Source organism: Coprobacillus sp. (assembly GCF_984815275.1).
The window spans coordinates 1-25,939 of sequence record NZ_CFJNYH010000030.1 but is presented as its reverse complement, the minus strand read 5'-3'; the positions used below and the strand labels follow the sequence as shown (position 1 = coordinate 25,939).

At 31.8% G+C, this 25,939-nt stretch carries 27 protein-coding genes; 7 read left to right on the top strand and 20 right to left on the bottom strand.

The annotated features are described in order from the left end of the window. Positions 1-228: 228 nt before the first annotated feature. From AC5M21_RS11255 to AC5M21_RS11245, 3 genes are all read right to left on the bottom strand, one after another. Entirely contained in the window at positions 229-1,914 is a 1,686-nt protein-coding gene (locus AC5M21_RS11255; protein WP_008789798.1) for a GNAT family N-acetyltransferase, read from the bottom strand. A gap of 39 nt (positions 1,915-1,953) precedes the next feature. Then, a complete protein-coding gene (locus AC5M21_RS11250) occupies positions 1,954-2,280 on the bottom strand; it encodes a cyclic-di-AMP receptor (protein ID WP_008789799.1) in 327 nt (108 codons plus the stop codon). Between the two features lie 67 nt (positions 2,281-2,347). Then, a complete protein-coding gene (locus AC5M21_RS11245) occupies positions 2,348-3,535 on the bottom strand; it encodes a deoxyguanosinetriphosphate triphosphohydrolase family protein (protein WP_008789800.1) in 1,188 nt (395 codons plus the stop codon). Positions 3,536-3,583: 48 nt separating this feature from the next. Between AC5M21_RS11245 and mutY the strand changes: the two genes are divergently transcribed. Continuing rightward, positions 3,584-4,612 (top strand): A/G-specific adenine glycosylase, encoded by a 1,029-nt coding sequence (mutY, locus tag AC5M21_RS11240; RefSeq protein WP_008789801.1) that lies wholly within the window; start codon positions 3,584-3,586, stop codon positions 4,610-4,612. Between the two features lie 113 nt (positions 4,613-4,725). Here the strand turns inward: mutY and AC5M21_RS11235 are convergent, their stop codons facing one another. The 11 genes from AC5M21_RS11235 to AC5M21_RS11185 form a co-directional block, all read right to left on the bottom strand. Further along, entirely contained in the window at positions 4,726-5,691 is a 966-nt protein-coding gene (locus AC5M21_RS11235) for a PhoH family protein (protein ID WP_008789802.1), read from the bottom strand. Then, positions 5,675-6,616 (bottom strand): sporulation protein YqfD, encoded by a 942-nt coding sequence (locus tag AC5M21_RS11230; RefSeq protein WP_017143755.1) that lies wholly within the window; start codon positions 6,614-6,616, stop codon positions 5,675-5,677. Before AC5M21_RS11230 ends, AC5M21_RS11235 begins: the two co-directional genes overlap by 17 nt. Further along, positions 6,597-6,800: a YabP/YqfC family sporulation protein gene (locus AC5M21_RS11225; RefSeq protein ID WP_008789804.1), complete on the bottom strand. Its 204-nt coding sequence runs from the start codon at positions 6,798-6,800 to the stop codon at positions 6,597-6,599. The genes AC5M21_RS11230 and AC5M21_RS11225 overlap by 20 nt, the downstream gene beginning before the upstream one ends. A gap of 56 nt (positions 6,801-6,856) precedes the next feature. After that, positions 6,857-7,039: a 30S ribosomal protein S21 gene (gene rpsU / locus AC5M21_RS11220; protein ID WP_008789805.1), complete on the bottom strand. Its 183-nt coding sequence runs from the start codon at positions 7,037-7,039 to the stop codon at positions 6,857-6,859. A 76-nt stretch (positions 7,040-7,115) separates the two neighbouring features. After that, positions 7,116-7,778: a deoxyribose-phosphate aldolase gene (deoC, locus tag AC5M21_RS11215; RefSeq protein ID WP_008789806.1), complete on the bottom strand. Its 663-nt coding sequence runs from the start codon at positions 7,776-7,778 to the stop codon at positions 7,116-7,118. Next, complete coding sequence (locus AC5M21_RS11210) at positions 7,756-9,231, bottom strand: UDP-N-acetylmuramoyl-L-alanyl-D-glutamate--2,6-diaminopimelate ligase (protein WP_017143756.1); 1,476 nt, start codon at positions 9,229-9,231, stop codon at positions 7,756-7,758. The genes deoC and AC5M21_RS11210 overlap by 23 nt, the downstream gene beginning before the upstream one ends. After that, a complete protein-coding gene (mtaB, locus tag AC5M21_RS11205) occupies positions 9,215-10,525 on the bottom strand; it encodes a tRNA (N(6)-L-threonylcarbamoyladenosine(37)-C(2))-methylthiotransferase MtaB (RefSeq protein ID WP_017143757.1) in 1,311 nt (436 codons plus the stop codon). Before mtaB ends, AC5M21_RS11210 begins: the two co-directional genes overlap by 17 nt. Before the next feature lie 11 nt (positions 10,526-10,536). Continuing rightward, on the bottom strand, positions 10,537-11,307 hold the full coding sequence (locus AC5M21_RS11200) for a hypothetical protein (protein ID WP_493531494.1): 771 nt from the start codon (positions 11,305-11,307) through the stop codon (positions 10,537-10,539). After that, positions 11,307-12,041, bottom strand: coding sequence for an RsmE family RNA methyltransferase (locus AC5M21_RS11195; RefSeq protein ID WP_278666008.1), 735 nt, complete (start codon positions 12,039-12,041; stop codon positions 11,307-11,309). Before AC5M21_RS11195 ends, AC5M21_RS11200 begins: the two co-directional genes overlap by 1 nt. A gap of 68 nt (positions 12,042-12,109) precedes the next feature. Next, the gene (bilS, locus tag AC5M21_RS11190) at positions 12,110-12,607 is read right to left on the bottom strand and encodes a flavodoxin family protein BilS (protein WP_008789811.1); all 498 of its coding nucleotides are present in this window, start codon (positions 12,605-12,607) and stop codon (positions 12,110-12,112) included. Positions 12,608-12,678: 71 nt separating this feature from the next. After that, the gene (locus tag AC5M21_RS11185; protein ID WP_008789812.1) at positions 12,679-15,249 is read right to left on the bottom strand and encodes an ATP-dependent Clp protease ATP-binding subunit; all 2,571 of its coding nucleotides are present in this window, start codon (positions 15,247-15,249) and stop codon (positions 12,679-12,681) included. Between the two features lie 219 nt (positions 15,250-15,468). Here AC5M21_RS11185 and vanG point away from each other — a divergent pair, with 219 nt between their 5' ends. From vanG to AC5M21_RS11155, 6 genes are read left to right on the top strand one after another with little or no spacing between them, the layout of a single operon-like run. After that, positions 15,469-16,533 (top strand): D-alanine--D-serine ligase VanG, encoded by a 1,065-nt coding sequence (gene vanG, locus AC5M21_RS11180; protein ID WP_029158175.1) that lies wholly within the window; start codon positions 15,469-15,471, stop codon positions 16,531-16,533. Continuing rightward, positions 16,511-17,254, top strand: a complete 744-nt coding sequence (locus AC5M21_RS11175) for a M15 family metallopeptidase (protein ID WP_008789814.1) — start codon at positions 16,511-16,513, stop codon at positions 17,252-17,254. The genes vanG and AC5M21_RS11175 overlap by 23 nt, the downstream gene beginning before the upstream one ends. Then, the gene (locus AC5M21_RS11170; RefSeq protein WP_049939232.1) at positions 17,247-17,732 is read left to right on the top strand and encodes an acyltransferase family protein; all 486 of its coding nucleotides are present in this window, start codon (positions 17,247-17,249) and stop codon (positions 17,730-17,732) included. Before AC5M21_RS11175 ends, AC5M21_RS11170 begins: the two co-directional genes overlap by 8 nt. A 50-nt stretch (positions 17,733-17,782) precedes the next feature. After that, positions 17,783-18,298 carry an acyltransferase family protein gene (locus tag AC5M21_RS11165; protein WP_008789815.1) on the top strand — a complete coding sequence of 172 codons (516 nt, stop codon included), beginning with the start codon at positions 17,783-17,785 and terminating at the stop codon, positions 18,296-18,298. Continuing rightward, the gene (gene vanT, locus AC5M21_RS11160) at positions 18,258-19,433 is read left to right on the top strand and encodes a serine racemase VanT catalytic subunit (protein WP_008789816.1); all 1,176 of its coding nucleotides are present in this window, start codon (positions 18,258-18,260) and stop codon (positions 19,431-19,433) included. Before AC5M21_RS11165 ends, vanT begins: the two co-directional genes overlap by 41 nt. Next, entirely contained in the window at positions 19,405-20,610 is a 1,206-nt protein-coding gene (locus AC5M21_RS11155; RefSeq protein ID WP_008789817.1) for a M15 family metallopeptidase, read from the top strand. The genes vanT and AC5M21_RS11155 overlap by 29 nt, the downstream gene beginning before the upstream one ends. Positions 20,611-20,860: 250 nt before the next feature. Here the strand turns inward: AC5M21_RS11155 and AC5M21_RS11150 are convergent, their stop codons facing one another. The 6 genes from AC5M21_RS11150 to AC5M21_RS11125 form a co-directional block, all read right to left on the bottom strand. After that, on the bottom strand, positions 20,861-21,760 hold the full coding sequence (locus AC5M21_RS11150) for a DegV family protein (protein WP_008789818.1): 900 nt from the start codon (positions 21,758-21,760) through the stop codon (positions 20,861-20,863). A gap of 18 nt (positions 21,761-21,778) precedes the next feature. Further along, entirely contained in the window at positions 21,779-22,369 is a 591-nt protein-coding gene (locus AC5M21_RS11145; RefSeq protein ID WP_008789819.1) for a thiamine diphosphokinase, read from the bottom strand. Next, positions 22,366-23,010, bottom strand: coding sequence for a ribulose-phosphate 3-epimerase (gene rpe / locus AC5M21_RS11140; protein ID WP_008789820.1), 645 nt, complete (start codon positions 23,008-23,010; stop codon positions 22,366-22,368). Before rpe ends, AC5M21_RS11145 begins: the two co-directional genes overlap by 4 nt. Further along, positions 23,003-23,878 (bottom strand): ribosome small subunit-dependent GTPase A, encoded by an 876-nt coding sequence (gene rsgA, locus AC5M21_RS11135; RefSeq protein ID WP_008789821.1) that lies wholly within the window; start codon positions 23,876-23,878, stop codon positions 23,003-23,005. The genes rpe and rsgA overlap by 8 nt, the downstream gene beginning before the upstream one ends. Positions 23,879-23,894: 16 nt before the next feature. Further along, entirely contained in the window at positions 23,895-25,685 is a 1,791-nt protein-coding gene (pknB, locus tag AC5M21_RS11130; protein WP_008789822.1) for a Stk1 family PASTA domain-containing Ser/Thr kinase, read from the bottom strand. Next, on the bottom strand, positions 25,672-25,939 hold a 268-nt coding region (locus AC5M21_RS11125), incomplete at its 5' end, for a PP2C family protein-serine/threonine phosphatase (protein WP_493531493.1). The genes AC5M21_RS11125 and pknB, both read right to left, overlap by 14 nt.

Genomic DNA, 25,939 nt, shown 5'->3' with positions numbered 1-25,939 from the left:
GGAAATGTATGTTTTCTTTGGCATTTCCCTACAATCACAAGATAGACTCTTTGCAAATCAAGGTCAACGCTAAACATATTCATTTTCGACTACTACTGTGCATTTCATACCTACAATATTGAAGATTTCCAAAAAGAAAACCAGGAACAATGATCTCCTGGTCTTTTCAGTCGCATTTTTTCTTCATCGAGATAATAACACAATACACCTCAAATAGCAAGTTTTATTTCATAAACTTTTTTTCTGTAACTGATAAATATAAGGTCTGACCTGCGAAATAAAGTAGAGTGAGCCTGTAATGAAAACAACACCATTATGATGGAATGATTCATCAATTGCTTTTTTCCAATCTTTTTCAATTTTTACTGGAAAATTCTCAGCTAATTTTTCAGCACTTTGTGCGCGATAAAAATCAAATTCACAAACAGTCACATCATCTGTTAATTTTAATAACTTTTCAATCATAGCATGAGTATCTTTATCCCTCAAGGCACTAAAGATGATTTTAATATTTTGATATTTCTTAGCTGACTGATAAAACGCTTCAATACCTTCTTTATTGTGAGCACCATCAATAATCATTAAAGGTTTATCACAAACAACTTCAAAGCGTCCTTCCCAAACAGCATCTCTTAAACCTTCTAATAAAGTTTCTTTATTTAAAATAATATATCCATTATTCTTAAGATAAAGCAAAATTTCAATTGCTAAAGCACTATTTTCACATTGATAACGAGCCCCAGTTTGTAAGACAACATGATAAGTTGCATAATCAAATGAAATTGTATTTTTATTTTCTTCAATATTTTGAATATCTTGAACCTTAATAAATTGACTATGATGCTGTTGGCATAGTTCTTTAAAAACATTTAGGCACCCCAGCTTTTTTTCTCCTGTTACAAAAGGAATGCAGTCTTTAATAATACCACCCTTTGTAAAAGCAATTTTTTCATATGTATCTCCTAAGTATTCTGTATGATCCAAACCAATATTTGTATTGGCACTGATGATTGGAGCAACTATATTTGTCGCATCCAATGCACCACCTAATCCAACTTCGAATACCGCAAAATCTACACGATGTTTCAAAAAAAACATAATTGCAATAAAAACTTCAATTTCAAACATAGATAATTCATATTCTAACCATAAAGACATATAACGATTTGCATAACAAACAATTTCATCATCTTGAATATGCTGATTATTAATACGCATAATCTCTAATCTCGTTACCAAAACTGGCGATGTAAAGGTTGCTACACGATATCCTTCTTTTTGTAATACAGAACGGATATAATTAGTAGTAGAACCTTTCCCATTCGTTCCGCCTATATGAATTGTCTTTAACAAAGTTTGAGGATTACACATATCATTCATAAAACGTTTAAAATTATCCAATGCATAAACACGGTCTTTTTGACTTGCTATAAAATCATGAACCTGATTGTAATTGCTAAACTTTTCTTCATTAACACTATGATACACCATAGGTACAAAACGTATACCATTAACCACTTGCTCATCATGTACTTTTTGAAAACCTTGGCTTCGATAAAATGTCTCTGCAGATGGTGCTGAATTCACATATACATCACCATACATAAGTTGTTTTGCAGATTCCAAAAGTTTTGTTCCTATATGCTGTCCTTGATATGCTGGATCAACAAAAAGACTTTGAATATCTTTTAAATCACGAATTCCAATAACTCCAACTAACTTTTCGTCAAATGCTCCAAGCATTAAAAGATGCTGCTGTTTCATTAAAGAGAGAATATGCTCATCATTAAAAGATGATAAAAACATTTCTATACCTTCCGCAACATACGTTGGTGCTATCTGTCGCATAAACACATCTTTAATTAACTGATTGGCTTCGCTAACCTCGTGTCCTCTTAATATTCTTATATTCATATATACTCCTCACTAAGAAAAAAGCAGCCTGAGCTGCTTTTATATCTTTTCAAATCGATCTACATCAACCACAAACACTGTTGCTCCACCAACCAAAACATCTACCATAATTGGAGTAAAAAATTCTCCCATTTCTGTAGGTGGAACTGTTGGTTCTTTTTCAACACGTTTTCGTGCATGCGCTTTGATAATTTCTAATGCAGGATCAACTTTATCATCATTGGTTCCAATAAAGAAAGTTGTATTTCCTTTCTTTAAGAATCCCCCAGATGTTGCAAGCTTTGTTACAAAGAAACCACCTTCTGTTAAAGCAGATTGAACAGTAGAACTGTCATCATTATTGACAATGGCAATTATAAGTTTCATAACATTACCCCCTTCTTAATTATATATTAGCACTTTTTCCAAATAATTACACTCATTTTTTATTATCTTATATCATTTCTCCATGTTGCTTAGGCAAAAAACGATCACAATAAACTTGTAAAGCATAACTATCTGTCATTCCAGACAAATAATCACTGACAATTAATTCATTAGGTGTTTCTTGATAAGTTTCAATCATTTTTCTCACATGATTATCAATCCCAGAATCATCATTTCCATCATCTGTTAAATCATCATAAAAAGCATTGTATAACTGTTTGACGAGTCTTGTCAATTTTTCGTTTTCCTTAACTAATGTAGGATGATGATGAATATGTGTAGAAATAAATCCAAAAAGAACTTCTAAGGCTTGATAGACTTCTTCTGAGAACTCCAAATAAGGTTTACGATAACTATGAATAACAATATCACCAATTAAACGATTAATCATTGATTTGTTATCTTTTCCTAAAACATTAACGACTTCTTCAGGCAAATCATCTTCCTTAATAATTCCAACTGTCATTGCATCTTCAATATCTTTACCAACATATGAAATCACATCTGAAATACGTACAACACACCCCTCCAAAGTCATTGGAGCAATTTTTTTAGAATAATCTTCAACATGCCAGCACTTCTCATATTCTTCCCAGAATTGCGCAATTGTCTTATTCTTATCAGGTTTATAAATTCTTGAAAGAATCTCACCATTATGACATAAAATTCCATCAAGAACCTGTAAAGAGACATTATATCCAATTCCTTTTCTTTCAATAAACAACAAATGTCTTACACTATTAGCATTATGATTGAAATATCCAAATTGTCTTTCTTTCAAACAATCATCAATGGCTTTCTCGCCAACATGTCCATAAGGTGCATGACCTAAATCATGTCCCAATGCAATAGCTTCAATTAAATCTAAGTTTAAATTTAATCCTCGTCCAATTTGTCTTGCAATTCTTGATACCCATTGAACATGTAAAGAACGTTTTGTAATATGAACATTACTAAAGAATGATAATGCCTGTGTCTTATCAACATATCTTGAATAACTTTTTGAATAAAGAACACGATCTATGTCCTTTTCAAATGGCCAGCGAATATCAAATTCAATTAATGGCTTATGGGTATGTTTAACCTTAATGCACTCACTATTTTTGGTTGCATAAGGAGATAATCTTTCATCCATGAGTCTTGTTTCTACTAACGATGTGTGTATAATTTTGTCTTCTTTTTTCAAAAATATCACTTCCTTTGATTTCTTTATAATTTATAGTATAATACTTGTGGTGATCTTATGCAAAATAATATGCAAAACAATTTAATTAACTGGTATCATCAATACCATCGACAATTTCCCTGGCGTGAAACTGAAAATCCTTATTTTATTTGGATTAGTGAAATCATGCTTCAACAAACAACGACTGAAGCTGTGATTCCTTATTTCAATCGCTTCTTAACGACTTTTCCTACCATTACTGATTTGGCAACAGCTTCACTAGAAGACGTTTATAAACTCTGGGAAGGATTAGGATATTATCGTCGCGCAAAACATATCCATGAAACTGCAAAAATCATTGTTCATCAATATAATGGGATATTTCCAAATACCCACAAAGAAATTCTTGCTTTAAAGGGAATTGGTCCATATACAGCTGGTGCTATTTGTTCAATTGCTTATCATATGCCTACTCCTGCCATTGATGGCAATGTTTTAAGAATTATATCGCGTCAATATTTACTAAAAGATAATATTGCTGAAACAAAGACACAAAAACATATTACCAGTATTGTTGCTGAGTTACTTATGGGATATGATGCTTCAGCTTTTAATCAAGGCTTAATGGATTTAGGAGCAACTATTTGTCGTCCATTGAATCCCAAATGTGATCAATGTCCAATTCAAAAAACTTGTTTGGCTTATCAAAACAATCAACAAAAAGTTTTACCAATCAATATAAAAAACATTAAACATAAAGAACTTCACTATATTACTGGAATCATTACATACCAAGATCAATTTCTTTTGTTTCAAAATCCACCAGGTCTATTAGAAAATCTTTACGGTTTTGTACAATATGAATGTGAAAGTCCATATCGTTTTCAGGAAGAATTCGAAAATCAATATCATCTTCCTCTATCTATTGTGTCATATATTCAAGATATTAAACATGTCTTTACACATCGGACATGGCATATGCACATTTATCACTTTGTTTTAGACAAACCAATAAAAGGTCTTTATACACTTGATGACATTCACAACTTACCATTATCAACAGCACATTTAAAAGTTTTAAAATCATTCCTTAAACATATGAAATAATAATTCAATTTATTGATTTTTTGACAGCAATCTTTGATTGCTGTTTTATTATACAAGGCAAACAAACGCATACATAATGAAAATACAGAGTATGGAAATACTCTGTACCTCTTTTAATCGTCTTGAGTCTCATCATCATTTTCGTAACGTTCAATAATTCGTTGAACAACCGGATGTCTTACAACATCTAGTGCACTTAAATAAACAAATCTAATTCCTGATACATTCTTCAAGATATGCAAAGCTCGTCTTAATCCACTCATTGTCCCTCGTGGTAAATCTATTTGAGTAACATCACCTGTAATAATCATCTTTGAATTAAACCCTAAACGTGTTAAAAACATTTTCATTTGGGCATCAGTTGTATTTTGTGCTTCATCCAATATAACGTAAGCATCTTCTAATGTTCGACCACGCATATAAGCAAGTGGAGCAATTTCTATTGTCCCCTTGTCAATAAGGCGTTCAGTTTGTTCTTGACCCAACATATCATATAAAGCATCATAAAGTGGCCTTAAATAAGGATCTACTTTTTCCTTCAGATCGCCTGGTAAAAACCCCAGGTTTTCCCCTGCCTCAACTGCTGGTCTTGTCAAAACTATCTTTTGAACTTCGTTATTTTTTAACGCCTGAACAGCGAATATAACAGCTAAATATGTTTTTCCTGTTCCAGCTGGTCCTATTCCAAAAACCACATCATTATTCTTCAATGCGTAATAATATTCTTTTTGCCCTAATGTTTTAGGATAAATAAGTTTACCACTCATTGTTCTCGCAATTTTAATCTGATAAAGTTCATCTATCGCCTTTAAATTATGTGTTTCAGATAATTTAAGAGTATACATGACATCTCTCTTGCTAATTGTTTTCCCTTGTTTTACAAGTTTCAATAAAGCATCCAACACTTCTTTAATCTGCTTTCTTTTGTCATCATCATCATTCAAGACAATTTCATCACCACGGACAATCATTTCTGTTTGAAATGTATCTTCTAGTATCTTTATATTTTCTTCTTGATGACCAATGAATCTTTTAACTTCATCTATTGTATAAGAATCTAGTTTAATGATTTCCTTCATTCTCTTCTCCTTTAATGGCTATATCTTCTAATAAAGTATAATGTACTTTTAATGTTATTTTACTACGAGTCTTTGTCATTTGTAAAACATTTTCTTTATCAATTACTGCATCAGTTGGAAGTTTCGCTCGAATAGACAATAACAATTGATAAAAAACTTCCCCTTGATCCTGATTTACATTCTTGACACTTGCTTCATATTGATTAAATGTATATGCATATACATGCCCTTTAACAGGAATAATCTTTGTTTCATTTTGAGTAGATATCAGAGTGTTTTCAACAAGTAAATCACCTTTTTTTACATAATCATTTTTCTTGATTTTAATTAAACCACTATCTACATCAAAAGACTCAATCATACCATCTTTTTTGGCATACAAATTCTGATAATCATCTTTTTCTTTCTTATCCTGTTTACGTTTTGTATATTCAACATGAAATACACTCCCCACCTGATAAATATTAATATATTCAACCTTATCCTTGTAAATCGTTTTAAAATTAGAAAGAATCTCATTTAATCTTTCATAACTCTTTAAAGGAGACAATATATCAACATGTTCCTTCTTTAAATCCGTCATCATTTGTTTGTTGACTTGGGGCATTGTTCCAATAATTTGAATATCAAAAACAAAATAAGAACATGCAATCACAGATGCCATAAAACATACAACTCCTAAAATATTTAAATACTGGCGAGATAAAAAGAGAACATATTTCAATAACCCAATTGTTTTGATATAATGTACTGGTTGCTCAAATGCTCGTAATGTGTACCTTTGATATGTAGGGATATAGAAAGTATACATATCATCTTTTAATCTCAAATGTAAAAGTTTAATTTTTTTGTTTTTTGCATACCTTAACAGCAGATAAATATATTGTGCATCTATATAACAAAAATCATACCCTATTTTCATCATATTCAATCACTTTCACATGACCATTTAAACGTATTTCATTTTGGTCATAATAATATATTTCCAATTTTTCTCCTCTCACACACAAACAATATTGATCCATTTGTATCTTAAAGAGATTTTGGTCCATCATCAGTATTTCTTTATAATCTTTCACAAATAATTGATTTTTATCTATAAGAAGCATGCAATCACCTCAACCTATTATATGAAAAACAAAAAAAAGAAGAACAATAGTTCTTCTTATCTTTGTTTACCTTTATTTTTTCTAGCAGCTTCTGATTTCATTTTACGTTTTAAACCAGGCTTAACATAGAATTCTCTTTTACGAGCTTCTTGCAGGGTTCCTGTTCTTGAAACTTGTCTTTTGAAACGACGTAATGCATCATCTAAAGACTCATTATCTCTTACTACAGTTTTTGCCATTTTTGAACTTCCCCCCTTTACTATTAAGTACATGCGTTATTATACATGGATAATCCAAGAAAATCAAGGGTTTTTGTTAATAATCTTGATGACTTTCTTCATTATTCATCAATTGAACACCTGCAGATGTCCCAATTCTTGTCGCACCAGCATCAATAACTGCCATCATATCTTCAAAATTACGAACACCTCCACTTGCTTTTACTTCACAAGCATCACCAACTGTTTTTTTCATCAAAGCAACATCATGAGGTGTTGCACCCCCTGTACTAAATCCTGTTGATGTTTTGACAAAAGTTGCTCCAGCTTTTTTAGCAAGTTCACATACAGTAACTTTTTCTTCATCTGTTAATAAACATGTTTCAATAATAACTTTTACACATTTTCCATTACTCGCATCAACAACAGCTTTCATATCATTGTAAACAAGTTCAGTATCTCCGTCTTTTAATGCACCAATATTAATAACCATATCGACTTCATCAGCCCCATGTTCAATTGCATTTTTTGCTTCAAAAGCTTTAACTTCAGGGGTATTGGCACCTAATGGAAACCCAATAACAGTACAAACTTTGACATCACAGTCCTGTAAATAATCAGCACAATAACTAACCCAAGTTGGGTTGACACAAACTGATGCAAAATCGTAATCTTTTGCTTCTTGACATAATTTTGTAATAACTGCCTTCTGTGTATCTGCTTTTAAAGCAGTATGATCAATAAATTTGTTGTAGTTCATCTTCATCTTCTCCTTTAAATATTTTATCTATTGCTTCTAATGCTACATATTTATCACCAGGATAAGGTTCATTACCAATTGATGATGCCATAAATTGTTCATGTCCTTTTCCTAAGATTAATATGATATCGCCATGATTTGCAATTTCAATAGCTTGTTCTATTGCAATACGCCTATCTTCTATAATGACACTGACTGGCTTTTCAAGATATTCTTGAATATCTAAACAGATATCGTGAATATCTTCATCACGATTATCTTCAGCTGTTAAAATGACTTGATTACAATATTGATTGGCGAGCTTACCAATTTTCTCTCGCTTGTTATAATTCTTTTTACCTGGAGCTCCAAAAACAGCGATAATACGACCATTTGTCTGAACACTTTTTGCAAATTGAAAGACTTTTTCAAAACTTTTGGCATGTTGACAATAATCAACAATAACTGTAAACGGATAGGGATGTTCTAAAAGTTCCATACGTCCATCTACCCCTCGAATATAGCCAACAGATTCAAGAACTTGATCCATTGGCATTTCTAATGCCAACATAGATGTGATAACTGCTAATACATTAGAAATATTAAAACGCCCTAGAACTGGCACAGAAACATGTCTGAGATCATCATGAATCTGCAAATCAAATTCACTATGATCAATAAATAATTGGATATTCCTTGCCATCACATGAGCTTTATGTTCAATTCCATAGGTCAAAAGATGACAACGTATAGAATCTTTCACAAGATTATAAAACCTCACCTCATCAGTATTTAGAATTGCATAACCTTTTTCATCAATCAAGGTAAACAATTTGGCTTTAGAAGCCATCAAATGTTCCATTGTCCCATGAAAATCGAGGTGTTCTTCATAAACATTTGTAAAAATAGCGATATCAAAATGAACACCATCAACACGTTTCAACGCCAATCCATGACTAGAGACTTCCAATGTCACACCCTTTACATCTCTTTTCACCATATCATTTAAATGACGTTGCATAAAGATTGTTTCTGGTGTTGTATAAGGACATTGTTCAATAACACCAGCATATTCAATATTATTTGTACCAATATATCCCATCTTTAAATAATGAGATAAAACCTCTTTAATCATTAAAGCAACAACTGTTTTTCCACTTGACCCAGTCACACCGATCATTGTCATCTTATAGCTAGGATGATCATAAAAAACATCAGCAACACGATTCAACTCATCCAACACATTATTGACTTTAATATACAAAACACCACGATGTTTATAAGCTAATGGTTTTGAATAGACAATACATTTGGCTCCTTGAAAAACTGCATCTTCAATATATTTATGCCCATCTACACTCAATCCATCTACACAAAAGAAAATTGAATCCTTTCCAACATAGCGCGAATCACTATGTATAGAAACAACTTTAAACTCTTCTTCAACATCAAACAACTCATTTATTCTTTTCACTCTCAACACATCCAATCAATTCAGTTCCATTTTGAGATAAAATCTTCACACGATAAATATGCCCAATAGATGAATCAGGTAAATCAACATGCACCTTCAAATAATTTGAAGCATGACCAACCATTCTGTCCCCATGCCTTTCTTCAATTAAAACTTCTAATGTCTTTCCAATCTGGTAAGATGCAAATTCACTTTGCAGTCTTTGTGATAAATCCATTAAGCTTTTTACCCTATCATGTTTGACATGACCATCAATCTGATCTTTCATACGAGCAGCAGGCGTCCCCTTTCTTATTGAATAAGGAAATACATGAAGCTGATTAAAATGCATTTTTTCAATCCATTGGTAAGTCTGCTGAAATTCTTCCTCAGTTTCTCCAGGGAATCCCACAATAACGTCTGTTGTTACTGAAAGAGATGGCAATTTTTCTTTTAAATCTCTTAATTTATCACTAAATTCAGCAGTTGTATAATGGCGATTCATACGCTTTAATGTTGCATCACAACCAGACTGAATGGGAATATGTAGATGATCAACAATAATAGGTGACATCGCAATTAAATCAATAATTTCCTGCGTAATCTGACTCATTTCAATAGATGAAATACGCAAACGTTTAAGTCCCTTAATTTTCGTTGTTAAATCTACTAATAAATCATAAAACGAATAATTTTCAAAATCTTGTCCATATCCAGCTGTATGAATTCCTGTCAATACAATCTCAACAAATCCATGATCAACCAATGATTGTGCTTGTTTCAAAACACTTTCTGGTGTTCTTGAACGAATCTGTCCCCTTGCATAAGGAATAATACAATACGTACAAAAATTATTACATCCATCCTGTATCTTTAAAAATGCACGTGTATTCCTTGTAAACTCATCTATATCTAAATCTTCAAAACGCGATAGTTTCATCACATCTGCGACTTTAATTACTGGCTTTTGTGTTGTCTTATATTCATTAACAAAATCTACAATCTGATTTCTAAATTGTGTTCCTAAGACAACCCCTACCCCTTCTATAGATACAACTTCTTCACTCGCCACCTGACTATAACATCCAACAACACAAACAATTGCTTTTTCATTTTGACGGATAGCCTTTCTAATCATTTGACGTGATTTAGAGTCTCCTGTATTTGTCACAGTGCATGTGTTAATAACATACACATCTGCTTTATCTTTAAAATCAACAGCTTCGTATCCAGCTTGATGAAATAATTTTAACATCGCTTCAGATTCATAAGTATTGACTTTACATCCCAAAGTTAAAAATGCTACTGTTTTCATAAACATCCTTTCTATTTATATTTCTTCAAAACTTTTTTATAAGTCTTTTCACAAATCAAATTCTTTTCTTTCAATAAATCTAAACACTGATTGTATTGATATGTTTCAATATAATCAGCAATTTTTTTCACATCAGCAATATCTGGCGTTGCTTGACATTCCTGATCTAAAATAATCACTTTATTTAACAATTCTTTATTGTCTTTTCGATAAATATATATTGTCTTTAATTGATTATAATAAAGACAGACATGACGTTCATCTTCATAAACATTCTCAAGTGATGAAAAATTGGTCTCAAAAATATAATCACCATATAATTTTATAGGTAAATCTTGTTGCACTTTATAATTCTTTAAGTAATCTTGATGTTGTTTTAGCATCATGAGTTGATAATCATCAGTGTATCGCTTATTAACAAATGGTTCTAAATATGGAATATAAATCTGTGTTTGACTATCCTCATCATAGAAACTTGGTGCATTCTTTAAAATAGGCAAAATATCATTATCAAACATTTTTCTTTTTTCTTCATAATTTAAATAATCTAACAAATCATAATTTTGATTCATAAAAATTTCATAGGCATTTTCTATATTATGTTGTGTCAACATACCATTGTATATAACTTCATAATCAAATAAATCAAATTCATTCTTCATTTTGAGATTTAATCCCATCGCTTCTAATGATATTTTAGATTCTTCAATCTTTGTATATATTTCAGTCTTTTGAATTGATATTTTCTTACCATATTTATTTAAAGTATCAATAAATCCCACTATTTCATCAACTCCCTACTATACCCAATTACACTCAGCATATAAAGTGGTGCAGTTTCACTTCTTAAAATCCTTTTGCCTAACGAACACTCCTGAACACCTAATGTCTTCATATGCTCAATTTCAGATTGATCAAAACCACCTTCTGGTCCCACAATAATTGTTAGTGTTTGATAATTCTGTTTTAATGCTGAAGCAAAACAACATTCTTCGCCACGCTTACTTGCTTCCTCATAAGCTACTAAATTAATATCTGAAAGATATTGAAATAAATCTTTAATTGTTATTAACTGAGTTAACTCTGGTATCATTTGACGATAAGACTGCTCACTTGCTTCTTTTAAAATACGTTGATAACGTTCTTCTTTTTTCGCAAAAGTTTTAGCATCGGTTTTAATAATACTACGTTTTGACAAAAATGGAACAATTCTCTTAACTCCTAACTCTGTTGCTTTTTGTAAAACCCATTCAAATTTATCATTCTTTGGCAGGCCATAAATCAAGGTCACATTCACATCTAACTCATGGTCTTCATAAAGTTCTTCAATGCGTTTGAGTAAACCTGTTTCGATATCTGTAATTTCATATATATAAGTCTTAGCGGATGGCAAAATACAAATCACTTGATCACCATTATGGTAACGCATGACTCTTTGCATATGTTTATGGTTATAAGCATCAATTCGAATCTCTTCATCTTTTAGACATTTTTCATCAATAAAGTATCTTTGCATATACACCCTCCTTTGGCTATTTTATCACAATTCATTCCATATAAAAAGAAAAAGGATACCTTTTTCTCTTATTTGACAGTTTCTAAAATTGCACTCCTGAGGTTTTCTAAATCCTGTAGATCTGGATGTGTTACTGCTTCTTCAAAATTAGCAATCATTTGTTGAATATGTTCATCATGAGGTTTTTCTAATGACATTTTTAAGTATCTTTGTTTGACACTATCAGGCATTTTCCCCTGACACATATATGTTCCTACAATCTCATTTGTATCATCTATATAAGTTTGAACTCTTGTGAGAATTCCCTGAAAATAACTTTTATCTCCACCAAATCCTGCTGTTCCAAACAAAAATATTTTTTGATGATGTAAGCCTTTTAAGAATCTTTTTACATCTTCATCACACTCTCCTTTGTCAGTCCAAAAACCAACATAGACAAGTTCCACATCTTCTACATCAACTGAAGTTATTAAAGATTGAGCTTTGATATGAAGTTGCTGAGCAATGATATCAGCCAAAAGTTTTGTATTTCCACCTACACTCTTATAAACAATTGCACTTTTCATAATATAACCCTTCTTTCGTCAATATCATACACCTATTTATTAGACTTGAAAAGAAAAAAGCATAAGTTCCCTTATGCCTTACTTAATCCAAATTGACCATGACTATATTCCACAGCAACATGATCACCTTTTTGAATTGTTCCTTTAATCATTTCTTTAGCAATTAAAGTTTCAATATGCCCTTGAATAAAACGTTTTAATGGTCTTGCTCCAAAAGTCGGATCAAAGCCTTCTCTTGCAATCTCAGCTTTTGCTTCATTGCTAATTTCAATTGTGATTTTCTTATCTGCTAATCTTGAAGATAACTGATTGACAAATTTATCAATAATTTGATAGACAACCTTTTCGTCTAATGAATTAAACATAACTGTTTCATCAATACGATTTAAGAATTCTGGTTTAAAATGTTGCTTTAATTCCATTTCTACCTCACGTCTTGTTTCTTCAGTATTTCCTTGCAATAAATATTGAGAACCAATATTTGAAGTCATTATAATAATAGTATTTTTAAAGCTTACTACATTTCCTTTTGAATCAGTAATACGTCCATCATCTAAAACCTGCAATAAAACATTAAAGACTTCCGGATGTGCCTTCTCAATTTCATCCAATAAAACAATGCTATAAGGAGCACGTCGCACTGCTTCACTTAATTGTCCACCTTCTTCATAGCCTACATATCCAGGTGGTGCTCCAAGCAAACGAGAAACGCTGAATTTTTCCATATACTCACTCATATCAATACGAACAATATTCTTTTCACTATCAAATAACTGTTCAGCCAGACTTTTAGCGACTTCTGTTTTACCTACTCCAGTTGGTCCTAAGAATAAGAATGAACCAATTGGACGATTTTCATCATTGATTCCAGCACGTGATCTTAAAATAGCATCACTTACTTTCTCAATAGCTTCATCTTGACCAATAACTCGTTGACGTAATATTTCATCAAGATGTAAAAGTTTCTCTCTTTCAGATTCCATTAACTTATTCATTGGAATGCCAGTCCATCTCGCAATCACTTCACTAATTGTATCCACACTGACTTTTTCCTGTAATAAGGCATCTTCAGATTCCTGAGATTGAAAATCAGAAATTTCTTGATTGATTTTTGGTAACGTTTCGTACTTAATCTTAGATGCTTCTTCAAGATTTCCCTCTGTTTCATACTTATCTTTTAAGGCTTCAAAACGAACTTTTTGATCCTTTAATTCTTTAATATGATCTAGTGCCTTCTTTTCCTCTTTCCATTTATCACTCAAGCCAATCATTTGCTCATCTAATGAAGCAATACGACTCTTAATTTCATCCAATCGTCTTTCATTATCCTCATTCTTATCTTCTTTCTCAATAGAAATACGCTCCATTTCAAGACGATTCTTTTCTCTTGTAATAACATCAAGTTCTTCTGGCAATGAATCAATTTCCATACGCACAGATGCGCAAGCCTCATCAATTAAGTCAATTGCTTTATCTGGTAAAAAACGATCTGTAATGTATCTTTGTGACATATGAACTGCTCCAACAATTGCACTATCTGTAATTTGGACACCATGATGTGATTCAAAACTATCTTTCAAACCACGTAAAATAGCAATTGTATCATCTGTATCAGGTTCATCAACAGTCACTTTTTGGAAACGTCTTTCTAAAGCTGCATCTTTTTCAATATATAATCGATATTCATCCAAAGTTGTAGCCCCAATACAATGGAGTTCTCCACGTGCTAACATTGGTTTTAAAAGATTAGCTGCATCCATAGCCCCATCAGTTTTTCCTGCACCCACCAATTGATGAATTTCATCAATAAAAAGAATGATATTTCCTTCAGCCTTCTTGATTTCGTTCAAAACAGCTTTCAATCTTTCTTCAAATTCACCACGGAACTTCGCACCAGCAACCAGCGAACCTAAATCCAGTTCATAAAGTGTTTTGTTTTGTAAACTTGTAGGCACATCGTTTTTAAATATACGCCAGGCCAAGCCTTCAACAATCGCTGTTTTCCCAACACCTGGTTCACCAATTAAGATTGGATTATTCTTTGTTTTACGTGATAAAATCTGCACAACTCTTCTGATTTCTTCATCACGACCAATAACAGGATCTAATTTACCATCTCGTACATCCTGAATCAAATCACGACCATATTTTGTAAGAACCTCATATTGATTTTCTGGATGAGGACTATTCACAGTATTTCCTCCTCGCATATCTTCAATTATTTTTTCTACACTTTTTTTATTCAAATGAAATTGTTGAATAATTTCCTGACACAAAGTACTTTGTGTTGCAAACAAAGCCATAATCAAATGTTCAACGCTTAAATATTCATCTTTATATTGTGACATTGTTGTTTGTGCTTTTGTAAGCAATTGATTTAAATCATAAGAAATTCTAAGTTGACTTTCATCAACACCCTCTACAACAGGTTTCTGTTGACGTTTATTTTCCAAATAGTTTATCAATCCTGCTATATCCACATCAGCCTTAACGAGAACACGATAAAATATACCACTAGTGTCTTCAATCAATGCTAACAAAAGATCCTCAATATCTACAACTTGCCGAGACATTGATAATACTTCCTGAAAAGCCTTCTGTAGTGCTTCTTGCATTGCTGCTGTCCATTTTTCTATATTCATAATCTCACTCCTTTAGCACTCTTATATCCTTAGTGCTAACTATAGTATACCACTAATTTTAGCACTGTCAACCCTAAAGTGCTAAAATTATCATACAAACTCTCTTAATGTTTTCATAAGATTTTCTTAATCAAATCATCATAATATATTATGAACACTTTCAGACATTCTTATTATTTGTTTGTTAGAATATATCTGCATTCAAATTATGGAGGTTATATTATGAAAAAAACAATTGCAATTCTTTTTGGAGGACATTCAAGCGAATATAGCGTATCACTTGAATCAGCATACTCAGTTCTTTGTCATCTAGATCATGATAAATATAACATTTATATGATTGGCATTACAAAAGATGGGAAGTGGTATCATTTTGATGGCGATATCTTAGATATTCAAAATGACACATGGTGGCAGCATCCTCTTCACGAAGTCACAATTTCACCTGATCCAACCAAACATGCACTTATAGAAATGAAAACAGATCACTTTATACTTGTTCACATTGATGCGATTTTTCCAATTTTACATGGTAAAAATGGTGAAGATGGAACAGTTCAAGGTTTAATTGCATTATCTGGCATTCCCCTCATCGGTTGTTCTGTAGCCAGTTCAGCATTATGTATGGATAAAGAACGTGCTCATCAAATTGTCAATCATGCAGGCATTCGTGTGCCAAAATCTTTTGTCCTAACATCCATGCAAGATTATCAATTGCAAAAAAACAATTTTCTCAAACTCTCTTTGCCACTCTTTGTGAAGCCAGTAAAAGCAGGATCATCATATGGGATTACAAAAGTCACTCATCTTGATGAAATAGAAAAAGCTATTGAATTTGCTTTTACTTATGATAATGAGATTCTTATTGAAGAAAATATTGAGGGATTTGAAGTTGGATGTGCAGTCATGGGAACTGATCAACTCATTCTCGGTCGTGTTGATGAAATTGAATTATCACAAGGTTTTTTTGATTTTACTGAAAAATATACTTTAAAATCTTCACAGATTCATATGCCTGCTCGTATAGATTCTCAAATTGAAAAACGCATTCAGGAAACAGCACAAATGATCTATAAAGCTTTAGGATGTCAAGTTTTTGCAAGAGTTGATATGTTCTTAACACCAGAAAATGAGATTGTCTTTAATGAAGTGAATACAATTCCTGGCTTCACATCTCACAGTCGTTTCCCAAGCATGTTGCAAGGCATTGGATATAGTTTTGAAAATATTTTAGATAAACTTATTGAAATGGGGTTAAACCATGAAAACAATTATTCTCAATAAAGCTGATATTCATAAAGGAAATTTAATTCTTATTAATTATCAGTATCCATACCATAACAATCCTGATCTTCCTATTTTAAAAGAAGATAACATTTCATTAGAAAAAAGAACATATAACTTACTCAAAAATATTCTCCAAGACATAAATCAAACACATCAAATATCTCTTGTCAGCGGTTTTCGTACAGAGGAAGAACAAACCCTTATATATAAAGATTCACTATATAACAATGGCATCGAATTTACCAATCGCTATGTTGCCTTACCACAACATAGTGAACATCAAACCGGCCTTGCTATAGATTTAGGACTCAATTCAGATCATATTGATTTTATACGCCCAGAGTTTCCACATGTAGGTGTTTGTCAAAACTTTAGAAACATAGCATATCAATATGGCTTTATTCAACGCTATGAAGAGGACAAAGAAGCAATGACACATATTGCAAATGAACCTTGGCATTTCCGTTATGTTGGCATTCCCCACTCCATGTTTATGATGGAAAAACATTTATGTTTAGAGGAATATATTGAAGATATAAAGAACTATTCTATACACAAACCATTAAATTACTATTTTCAAAATCGATTATTTTCTATATTTTATGTACCAATATTAAACCAAACAGCAACAATCACTTTAGCAGACAATGCTGTATATCAAATTTCAGGAAATAATATTGATGGCTTTATTGTCACTGTTTGGAGGACATATGCATAAGAGAAATTATCCAATGATTGATATTATGCGTATTATTGCTTCAATCCTTGTCATTGGCATTCATACATACCCATTTTTACAAATCAGTCCATCACTTGATTTTATAACAACACATATTATTGGCAGAATTGCTGTCCCTTTCTTTTTTATGACAACTGCTTTCTTTCTGTTTGAACATGGAGAACCTACACTACAAAGATTAAAAAAGACACTTAATCAACTGGGAATAATTTATCTGATATGCATCTTTATATACATTCCTATTCAAATCTATAATAATACTCTTATTCAATCAGTTCCAAATCTGATTCAGGATATTTTTATGGATGGAACATTCTACCATTTGTGGTATCTTCCTGCAACACTTATCGGAATAAGTTTGGTTTATATAATATATAAGTACTGTTCTTTAAAACTTGGATTTATTCTTGTCATCATTTTATATATTTTGTCATCATTTTATATATTATTGGTTTAGGCGGAGATTCTTATTATGGATTCAGTATTCAAATTCCTATTCTCAAAAGCTTGTATAATTCTATTTTTCAATTTTGTGAATATACACGAAATGGTCTATTCTTTGCTCCAATATTTTTATGGCTAGGAGCTTATATTGCTCAGCACCAACGCAGAATTTCCAGATATCATTGGTATATTACACTCTGTATTAGTTTTCTTTTCATGGCTGGCGAAACTATTATTTTAAATAGTTATAATATACCCAAACATGATGCTATGAATATATTTTTACCTATGTCTATGTATTTGCTTTTTATGATTATAATATCTTATACAGGTCAGCGTTATCCAAGGTGTAAAGATTTATCTTTGATGATTTATATTATTCATCCTATGATGATTGTTGTCACAAGAATGCTAGGAAAGATTTTACATTTAGAAACTTATTTTATTGATAATCATTTAATACATTTTTGCATTGTAACACTTTTATCAATAATCTGCTCATATATTTTTATCTTCATCAAGAAAGGAATGATTCAGCATGGAAAAACTCAAGTACCAAACAGATCGAAGTTGGGTTGAGATTAATTTAGATGCTTTAGAAAACAATGTTCAAGAAATATCAAAATTACTACGTTCTCGTAAACAGATTATGGCTGTTGTTAAAGCAGATGCTTATGGTCATGGAGCAATAAAAATTTCTCAAGAGTTAGAAAAATTAGGAATTGATTGTTTTGCAGTCGCAACCATTGATGAAGCTATGATATTAAGACAAAATCATATTCATGGGGATATATTAATTCTTGGTTTTACTGCACCACATCTTGCACCACTCTTATTAAAATATCATTTAATTCAAACAGTTATTGACTATGATTATGGTCAACAATTAAATGCTATGCAGCTGCCTTTACAAATCCATATAAAAATTGATTCAGGTATGCATCGTCTAGGTGCTGATTATCATGATTTAACACATATTCGACGACTTTTTGAATTACCTTACTTACATGTTGAGGGTGTATTCTCTCATTTATGTGTTGCTGACAGTTCAAAGATGGAGGACATTCATTTTACTAAGCAACAGTTCTTAAACTTTAATCAAACAATACATCAACTCCAGGAATTTGGTTATGATGTTGGCAAAGTCCACATCCAAAGCAGTTATGGTCTTTTAAATTACCCTGACTATCATTACGATTATGCTCGTATGGGAATTGCTTTGTACGGAGTGCAATCTAGTACTGATGACTATATGAAAAACCATCTGAATTTACAACCAGTTTTATCAATCCAATCACATATTGCTTGTCTGCATCATTACCCCGCCGGCTCTTCACTTGGTTATGGGAGAACATATACACTTGAAAAAGACAGTCTGATTGCAGTTGTTCCTCTAGGATATGCAGATGGACTTCCTCGTCAGCTTTCACAAAATCAAGATGTCTTGGTTCGCGGTAAAAAAATACCAATTGTGGGAAGAATATGTATGGATCAATTAATGATTGATGTGACTTCTTTAAAAGATGTACAACTCAATGATATTGTCACTTTTATTGGTCATAATCATCAACAAACAATTGGTATAGAAGAATTGGCTAAAAATGCACATACAATATCTAATGAGATTTTAAGTCGTATTGGTCAACGTCTTCCAAAAGTTTATATAAAGAAAGGAAATATCATTAATGAAAACACCCAAACGTTCTTACTATAATCAAAAACGCTCTTTTTCTAAACGTATTTTAATTATTCCTATTGTTGTTATATGCTTGACAGTTCTTATGTTCTTCCAATGGACAAGAATCCAACTGGCTTTCAAAGGATATAGTTTAACAGAACAAAATATGATTCTAAAACTTGATGACGAAGAAATCAAAAGTTTTTTAAACAATGATAAAATCAATAGTTTAGAATCTTGGAATGAATTAGAAAATGAAAATCATTATCAAGAATATGCTTATTATCAAAAATTACATAGCCAATTATCAAAGAAAGATGTTATTGCATATATTGATACATTCTATCAGAAATACTATGACAAACTTAAAGAATTAAATTATTCAGATGATGTGTTATGTCAGATGATGAAAAAAGCACAATTAAGTGATTTTGAATATATCACAAAACAGAATTTAAACTATCAGCAAACAAAATCATATCTTGATATAACAGGTGTAATTTATACTGATTTGAAAGCGTATATAGATTCACAAAAACAACCTCTTGAAGCTGTTTTATCTATCTCTTATCCATTTATCAATTCTCAAAACAAGGTGAATAGAACGTATCAAATTATTAATCCTGATTCACTTGCCACTATCATTAAAAAAGGGTTTCAAATTGCATCTGATTATATACCTAACGATCTCGTCACACCAAATATTATTTTCAGTCAGGATTGTACAAATAGACAATTAAGAAAAGAGGCATCTGAAGCTCTCGAACTTATGGCACAAGATGCTTCTAAAGAAAATTTACATCTTGCCATCAAAAGTGCATATCGTTCTTATCAAGAACAAAAAGATATTTATGATGAATATCATCAAAAATATGATCAAGTCACTGCTGATAGCCTTGTTGCCATCCCTGGGTCAAGTGAGCACCAATTAGGTCTTGGTGTCGATTTAACAAGCCAAAGTGTTATTGATGGGGAATGGCGTTTCTTTGGTGATACTCCAGAATACAAATGGGTTGTTGCCAATGCACATCGATATGGCTATATCTTACGTTATCCTAGTCACAATTCCAAGATGACAGGAACAACCAATGAACCATGGCATTTTCGTTATGTAGGTAAAGAGATTGCTAAAATCATTCATGATAATAATTGGACATTAGAAGAATATGTTTTACATTATGGTTTAGGTTCAGATTGTCTCATAACAAAATAAATATTACAAACAAACACAACCTATGCATAATAAGTTGTGTTTTATTTTGAAAATGATATTTTCCCTGTCGAAATATATTTTATATGATGACTTTTAAGATTCTTCTTTTATAGTGAAACATCAATACTCTCCACTTTCAACATTCACAAAGATGTCAGTTTAACTTTTTTATTTTTAGCATTTTAAATCAACTAACTATATTTATACATTAACAATTCATAGCTAAAAAAGAAACGTAACAAGACGTTTCTCATGATTTATTATATTTTTTAATCAACCCAACACCTATAGGATATGGTCCAGTATGGACTCCAATAGTTGCTCCAATATGCTGAATGAATATAGGTTCATTAAAACCAGATAACTTTTCTTTCAAAGAAGACTCTAAAAGTTTTTGAAACACTTCACCTTCTTTTTTATCGTAACCATAACCCACACAAAATGCATAATCATATGGGTTTAAATGATTCTCTCGAAAATAATCAATGACATTTTCAATGACTTTACGTTTTGACTTTTCCCTACCTCTTGTCACACCAGATGCAAAGATTTCCCCATCACGTAAAACAATCAATGGTTTAATCCCTAATGTCTTAGCAGCAACACCAGCAACTTTGCCAATACGTCCTCCATGAATCAAATATTCAAAATTGCCAACTGTAAAAAAGATTCTTCCTGTTTCTTTAATCATCTCAATTTTTTCAATCACTTCAGCATATTCATAGCCATTTAAACGCATTTTTCCTGCTTCTAAGACTAACAATCCTTGAAGCACAGTATTGACTGTCGAATCAATAATTGTTATACGTTGTAAAGGATAATGTGCTTCTAACATTTGTTTAGCTGTCAAAGCACTATTATATGAACCTGAAAACTTTGTTGTAATACAGATACATAAAATATCCTCTTTATTTTCTAGAATAGATTCAAAAACTCTCATATAATCTTGAACAGATGGCATAGATGTTTTAGGAAAAACATCTATGTGATCAACCATAAATTGATAAAATTCTTCAACAGAAATATCTTCTTTTTCTTTTTGATGAGTTAACCCATCTTTAGTAATATAAAATGGCACAACATGCAATTGATATTGTTCAACTAAAGCTTGTTCTAAATCACATGATCCATCCGTTACAATTTGAAACATTATTTCTTCCTTCTTTCTTTATTGCGATTGAATAAATAAAACAGATTCTGTATTTTCAACAATTGCATAATCATTATTCATTTGATTCGATACACATAAAGGATCATGTCTAATTAAATGATAGTGATTAAGAAGATAATGACATTCCTTAAGTGTAATAAAACTTTCTTTAAAGGCAAACAATGAAAAGTAATGATAACCATCTTTTGGTATTGTATGTATTCCTGGTCTTAAAACAAAGATTTTATTTTGTTGATCATATATTGTAATTGCATAATTTTGATATTGTTCTAATAGACACAAAACTGCAAGAAAATGATCCATACGCCTTTGCGTTACACCATACAAATCAATCTCATCATAGCCCTTCGCAATCGCATATTTAATAGCCAAAGCAGTATCAGTATCATCTTTAATACTTGATACTTGATCAACATCAAGTCCATTTAACAATGTTATATCTTCAATAGAATCCATATCCCCTAAAGCAATAATAGGTGTAATATTTTGCTTCAACAAATGTGAGACACCTCGATCCACACCAATATAATCAAGTGTCAAATCCCTTACATTTCCAACATCTACACCACAATAAATTCCTATTTTCATTTTAAAGAATCAATAGCCTTTTGACAATTATCTGCTTGGAAAACATAACTTCCTGCAACCAGCACATCAACACCAGCTTCTTTACACAAAAGACCTGTCTCAGCATTGATTCCCCCATCAACTTCAATAATAAAGTGTCTTCCATTTTTTAGAGAATGTAATTTTCTAATTTTATCAATTGCTTGATGTTGGAAAGACTGTCCTCCAAATCCAGGTTCAACACTCATAACCAAAACCAAATCTACATCATCTAAATACTTTTCAATTTCATCAACCTGTGTTGTTGGTTTAATGCTTAAACCAACATGAATTCCTTGATTTTGAATATGTTGAATTAACTCTCTTGTTGATGTTTCGTTTGCCATTGCTTCAACATGAAATGTTATTAATGAAGCTCCAGCTTTAATAAATTCATCAACATACTTCATAGGATGACTAATCATCAAATGGACATCTAAATACATATCAGTTACTTTTGATATATCTTTTAAAATACTATAACCAAATGAAATATTAGGAACAAAATGTCCATCCATAACATCATAGTGAATCCAATCAGCACCACATGCTTTTATCATATCCAAATCTTTCTTTAATTCAGCAAAATTTGCTGATAATACTGAAGGTGCAACCTTAACCATATTTCTTCTCCTTTAATGCTTTTGTTTCTTTTAAGAACGATAAATAATCTTCATACCTTTCCTGGGATATCCTTTCATCAGTGACCGCCTCTTTAACTGCACAATAAGGTTCACTATCATGAAGACATCCTCTAAACTTACAGAGTTGTGATAACTCTTCAAAATCATGATAACTATGAGCAAGTTCAATTGGTTCCATTGTTAATTCTAATGAAGAAAAACCAGGAGTATCGGCAACATACCCATCATACATCTTTAACAGTTCAACATGACGTGTTGTATGCTTTCCTCTTCCCAAAGCTTTAGAAATCTCATTTGTTTCAATATTCAAATGAATATCTAATGCATTAAGAAGGCTTGATTTGCCAACTCCGCTTTGACCAGTGATAACAGTGACTTTTTTCTTGAATAAGTGTTTAATCTCCTCTATCCCTTGGTTTTCTTGTGCACTTACATAATAAACACGATATCCAGCTGCTTCATATGGAAACATGAGTTGATGAACATCTTTTTGTACAGCTAAATCCATTTTAGATATACAAATTAGTGGCTCAATATGAAGATGCTCAATAAGTATTAAAAATCGATTTAATAAAAGCGTGTTTAAATCAGGCTCTTTAGCAGAAAAAACCAAAAGTGCCTGATCAACATTACAAATAGGAGGTCTCACTAATGCGTTTTTTCGTGGCAAAAGTTTAAGAATATACCCTTCCACTTCATTTTCTATAGAGAATTCACAAAAATCTCCTACCAATGGCGTTTGATCATTTTTTCTAAATTTTCCTCTTGCCCGACACTGATATATTTTTTCCTCACTCTCTACATAGTAAAATCCAGATAACGCTTTAATAATTCTTCCGCTTTGCATTTACACACCTCTTTCTTTAATTTGTTGGATTTGTTGTAGTTCCACTATCATTTCCTGAATTGTTTGGTTCATCAGTCCCAGGAGTTGTTGGATTATCAGCAGGTAAATCAGGTTTATGATCATAATATTCTAATATAATCTCCTGATTTTTCTTATATACCACTGTAAAAGCTTTAATTGATTGACTTTGAACCACATTGATTTTCATTGTTTGAATTTCAGCAGCTGTTGTTGGTGGTGTCAGGACTTTCAAAGTGACTTTAAATCCTGCTTTTTCAAGAATATCTTTTGCTGTTGTAATATCTTGACCATAAACATTTGGCACAGTTGATTCATAACCTTTAGAAACAGTTAAAGTAATAGTCGTTGATTTTGCTTCATCAGGTTTCAATTTTTCTCCAGAATCAAGAGACTGACTGATGATTTTCCCCTTATCAACTGTATCACTTATTTCCTCTTCTTTTTTAACATTCAAGCCAAGTTCTTCCAAATTCTTAGCAACCGTTTCAAAATCTTTACCAGTGTAATCCTCAATCACAACATATGTTCCTGAAGATACCGTTAAAACAATTGTATCTCCTTTTTTTACTGCCGTTAGTGGTGCTGGATCAGTTGTAATAACTCGTCCCTCTTCCACATCATCACTTACTTCCTGTTTCACAACATCATCAACCTTAAAACCTTCATCTGTCAAAATTGTAATAGCCTCTTCTTTAGTCATATTTCTGACATCTCTAAGTTTAATCGTATCTGCTGGTTTTAAGAAAATAAAATAAATAAGCAAGAAAATGAGTAAAGCACCTGCGACACAGCCACCTATAATTGCTATTTTCTTTTTATCTATTGTTTTTTTAACCTCTTCGACTTCCTCTTCAATAGGTGTTGGACGCATTTGCGTTTGCGTAAAGAAGTCTTTTTCCTCAGCCACAATTGTTGCTGATTCTTCTCCATCGTGATAATCAAAAACAAGCTTTTCTTCATTATCACGTGTTAAACATGTCATTAAGTCTTCCAACATATCATTAGCATATTGATAACGATCTTGAATATTCTTCGCTGTTGCTTTTATAATGATATTTTCAACTGATTGAGGAATAGAAGGATTAAAAGTTCTCACTGAAGGAATATCATCACGCATATGCTTTAAAGCAATATTAACAGGTGATTCACCATTAAAAGGTACCTCTCCCCTTAATAATTCATAAAAAACAATTCCCAATGCATAAATATCACTTTGAGATGTCGCTTTTTCACCACGTGCTATTTCAGGCGCTAAATAATGTAATGACCCCATAATTGTATCTGTTTGAGTGACTTGTGATAAAGATTGGATAGAAGCAATACCAAAATCTCCTATCTTAACAACACCACTATCTGTAACCATAATATTTTGTGGTTTTAAATCTCTATGAACTATCCCCATAGAATGAGCTTTAGCAGTTGCACTCACAACCTGTCGCATAATGTCAACAGCTTCTACAAAATGAAGAGCTCCACGTTTACGAATCAACTCTTTTAAAGTTTGTCCTGGGACATATTCCATAACAATATAATAATCGTCTTCTTCATCACCTACATCATAAATTTCAACGATATTTTTATGTGATAAAGCAGCTGCTGCACTTGCTTCACGATGAAAACGTGTGACATAAACAGGATCTCCTGTTAAAGATGAACGCATAATTTTAACTGCAACAGTTCTTTTTAAAATCTTATCATCAGCCAAATAGACATCAGCCATTCCACCTTGACCAATCAAGTCCTTTAAGACATAACGCCCAGCAATTGTTTTATTAACATGACTCATTGTTGACAACTCCTTTTTTTGATATTAATGCAAAACCAATGTTATCTTTACCACCATAAGTATTTGCACTTTCCATTAATTCTTTCCCCATTTTTTCAAGACTTAATTCTTTTTGTAAAATATCTATTAATTGTGAATCGAACAAAGAATTATACAATCCATCCGAACATACTAAAATAATACCATTATCAATTTCTTGAAACATAAAAGAAATCTTTAAAATATCACTAACCCCAACAGCCTGTAACAAAACA